Origin of the sequence: Nocardioides sp., assembly GCF_047607185.1 — a bacterium.
Lineage (GTDB): Bacteria > Actinomycetota > Actinomycetes > Propionibacteriales > Nocardioidaceae > Nocardioides.
Genome location: NZ_JASGDQ010000084.1, coordinates 1 through 3,051 on the forward strand (window position 1 = coordinate 1; position 3,051 = coordinate 3,051).

A 3,051-nucleotide genomic window follows, 5' to 3' on the forward strand; every position below is an offset into this window, starting at 1 on the left:
ACTGGCATCGGGCCGAGCGCTACTGCGGACGCTGCGGCAACGAGACGGTGGTGATCAACGGAGGCTACGCGCGGCATTGTCCGAGCTGCGGCATCGATCACTTCCCGCGTACCGATCCCGCCGTCATCGTCGGCGTGCTCGATGATCACGACCGGCTGCTGCTGGGCGGCCAGCCCACCTGGGGCAACCGGGTTTCCGTGCTCGCCGGATTCGTCGAGGTCGGCGAGTCCGCCGAGCAGACCATCCACCGCGAGATCGCCGAGGAGGCCGACATCGAGGTCGGGGAGACCCGCTATTTCGGCAGCCAACCCTGGCCGTTCCCGCGCTCGCTGATGCTCGGCTACTTCGCCCGGGCGGTCTCGACCGAGATCTGTGTCGACGCCGACGAACTCGAACACGCTGCCTGGATGTCCCGCGGCGACGTCCGCGACGCGGTTGCCGCCGGCGAGATCACACTGCCCGGCGCCAGCTCGATCGCCTCCCGGATGATCGAGGCATGGCTCGACGGCCAATCTGACTTGATCTGATCTGCGTCGGGGGAGCGAACCGCTCGCCAGTGAACCGCACGCCGTCGCTTCCGTCGGCAATTTCCATCCATGGGCGCAATATCCGTCCGAACCGTGCCGATTTCGTACTGAAAAGGCGCCCACGGATGGTAGCTACGAGGCGGCGGTGATCCAGCGGTCTCGATTGTGTTTGACACAATCGGATCGACGGATTGAGGTGGTCTTTACCTGGCACACGAAGAGGAAGGGCAGTCATGACGCCGAAGGACGCCAGCAAGTACGGTGTTGTTCGCGGCTCGACCATCGAGTCCGTTGATCTTGATGACACCGGTCGGTCGAACTCGTCCACGGACTCAGATGGCGCCGGTTCTGGTCTTACGGCGTGGGAAAGAGGACGTCCAGATCGACGCTGACGGAGCGACCGGCGAATCGTGCTTCCGCCATCCCGCGGCCGTCGAGTTGTCTGGCTTCGGCCAACAGGTCGCCTTGCAGCACATACTGGCGCAGCACGCGTTCGCGACGATCGACCACCCAGTAGTCATGCAACCGCGCCGCCGCGTACTTGGCGCGTTTGAGGATCAGGTCGTTGGTCCAGTTCCCAGAGGTGATCTCCACGCACAGCAAGGGGATGCCGGTGAACCGCGTCTGGTCGTTTGTGGCGGCATGCACCATCACGTCCGGGACGTATTCCTCGAAAGCGCCGGCCGGTGACCAGCCCCAGCCGGTGACCAGCCCCAGCCGGTGGTCACACTTTCGCTCGGTGCGCAGACCTCGGACAGGCGGCTCACAAGGTGGAGGATCGCGACCTGGTGGTGGCGATCCGGGGTCGGTGGCATCAGCAGCGCCCCATCGATGAACTCACCACGGATGTCGTCTCCGAGTCGGTTGTATTCCTCCCAGGACATGGGCAGGCGAGTCTGGTGGTCAGCCAATCCGATGTGCACCGCCATCGCTCCACCTCCTGTCGGGTCGATGACGTCAGACTATCAGCGCACCGGGACGTCGAGTGGATATTTGTTCGATTCCTGCCCGCATAGTCTGATTGGTTGGTCAGCTCGGCGCCCCGGCCGATCTCAGGGAGGTCGGCCCGATTTTCCCACGCGTGTAGGAGAATCTCCGTTCTGGACCCTAGCTATTGCGTGTGTGTTCGAGTAGAATCAGGCGTATGTTCGATGATCGGTTGGAGGAGGTGCTCGGGGACCCGGGCGCGCTCGCCGATCTTGCCGGGCGGTGTGAAACCCAGGCCCGCCGGTGGGGGTGCCGGAAACTCGTGTTGGCGGCGGCGTGGGCCGATGCGCACTCCGAAGTCGATCATCCCGCGGGTGGGGTGTTGGTGGAACGGCTCGTCTCGGTCGGTCCGGTCGGAACCCCACTGGTGGCGGAGTTCGCGGCGCATGGTCTGGTCGGGCCGTTCGGCACGACGGTCGGGTCGGCCCGGTCCTGGATCGGGGACGCGTTGACGGTGCGGCATCGGCTGCCCAGGTTGTGGGGCCGCGTCGTCGCTGGTGAGGTGCATGCCTGGCAGGCGAGGCAGGTTGCGAACCTGACTTCGCATCTGTCGGTCGCGGTGGTCGGGATCGTGGATGAGCAGACCTCTGGCTGGATCACGCAACTGCCGTGGCAGACATTCCTGAAGGCCCTGGACGCGACCATGCTCGAGGTGGATGAGAAGAGCTATCGGGAACGCGAACGCATGATTGCGGCGAAACGGGAAGTCCGGGCCACCCAGTCCGAAGACGGTCTCCGCACGTTGATCGCCCGTGGTGAAGCCGGTGATGTGGTCATGCTTCTCGCTCTGCATCAGCGGGTTGCCGAATGCTTGGCTGACGAAGGTGATGAAGACCCGCTGCCGGTGCGGATGTCGAAAGCGATGGGCTGGATCGCCAACCCTGCCCGCGTTCTGGATCTGTTGGCTCGGCATGCTGGTGATCCCGACCCGCATCGGGAGCCGTGGGAGCAGGTCGCCGCCCACCAAACAGATGACACCGATCCATGGGCTGATGATCTGCCACCGGGCGGGTGGGAAACCAGCGAGCAGGGCAACTACTTTCAGCCGTCGTTTGATGAGGACGACTGGTGGACCCAACCCCGGCCCGACGCCCCCGGACCCGGCGACGAGCATCGGGACTGGCCAGAGGATCCGCCACCCGATCCCGACGATCTCGCCTGGTACCACCAACACACCGATACCGACCGCGACTCCGGATCAGACGACGCTGACCCCGCGGGCGGTGAGACTCGGCAGGAGCCCGACGCCGCACCGAACGACGAAACCCAGTCGCATGCTGCCTGTGGTGACTATGCCGACTCCGACAGTGGCACCGACCTAGACGGTGGTGCTGGTTTCGACGGTCGCGGCAGGAGTTCCCCGGTCGCCAGAACTGGCGAGAACCCAATCCAGACAGATCCTGCCGGTCACACCAGCGACCAGGAACCCGCTGCTCGAACGACCGCGTGCGAGACCCTGGCCGGCCAGATTCGGCAACGCTGGCCATCAGCGTTCCGGCCACCCGGCTGGAAACCGCTGACCCGAACAGAACTCGCC

The 3,051-nt window shown here is 65.0% G+C and carries 3 protein-coding genes and 1 pseudogene; 2 read left to right on the forward strand and 2 right to left on the reverse strand.

Annotated elements, in window-relative coordinates; translation table 11 throughout:
- Positions 1-527, forward strand: a 527-nt coding sequence (gene nudC, locus QM595_RS09975; protein ID WP_415171394.1) for an NAD(+) diphosphatase, incomplete at its 5' end; no start/stop codon positions are given.
- A gap of 354 nt (positions 528-881) precedes the next feature.
- On the opposite strand, the gene QM595_RS09980 is transcribed toward nudC, so the two are convergent.
- The gene (locus tag QM595_RS09980; RefSeq protein ID WP_415171396.1) at positions 882-1,178 is read right to left on the reverse strand and encodes a Uma2 family endonuclease; all 297 of its coding nucleotides are present in this window, start codon (positions 1,176-1,178) and stop codon (positions 882-884) included.
- Positions 1,178-1,456: a hypothetical protein gene (locus QM595_RS09985; RefSeq protein ID WP_415171395.1), complete on the reverse strand. Its 279-nt coding sequence runs from the start codon at positions 1,454-1,456 to the stop codon at positions 1,178-1,180. The genes QM595_RS09980 and QM595_RS09985 overlap by 1 nt, the downstream gene beginning before the upstream one ends.
- A 215-nt stretch (positions 1,457-1,671) precedes the next feature.
- On the opposite strand from QM595_RS09985, the pseudogene QM595_RS09990 reads away from it, so the two are divergent.
- Positions 1,672-3,051, forward strand: a pseudogene (locus QM595_RS09990) (hypothetical protein); the annotation flags it as partial.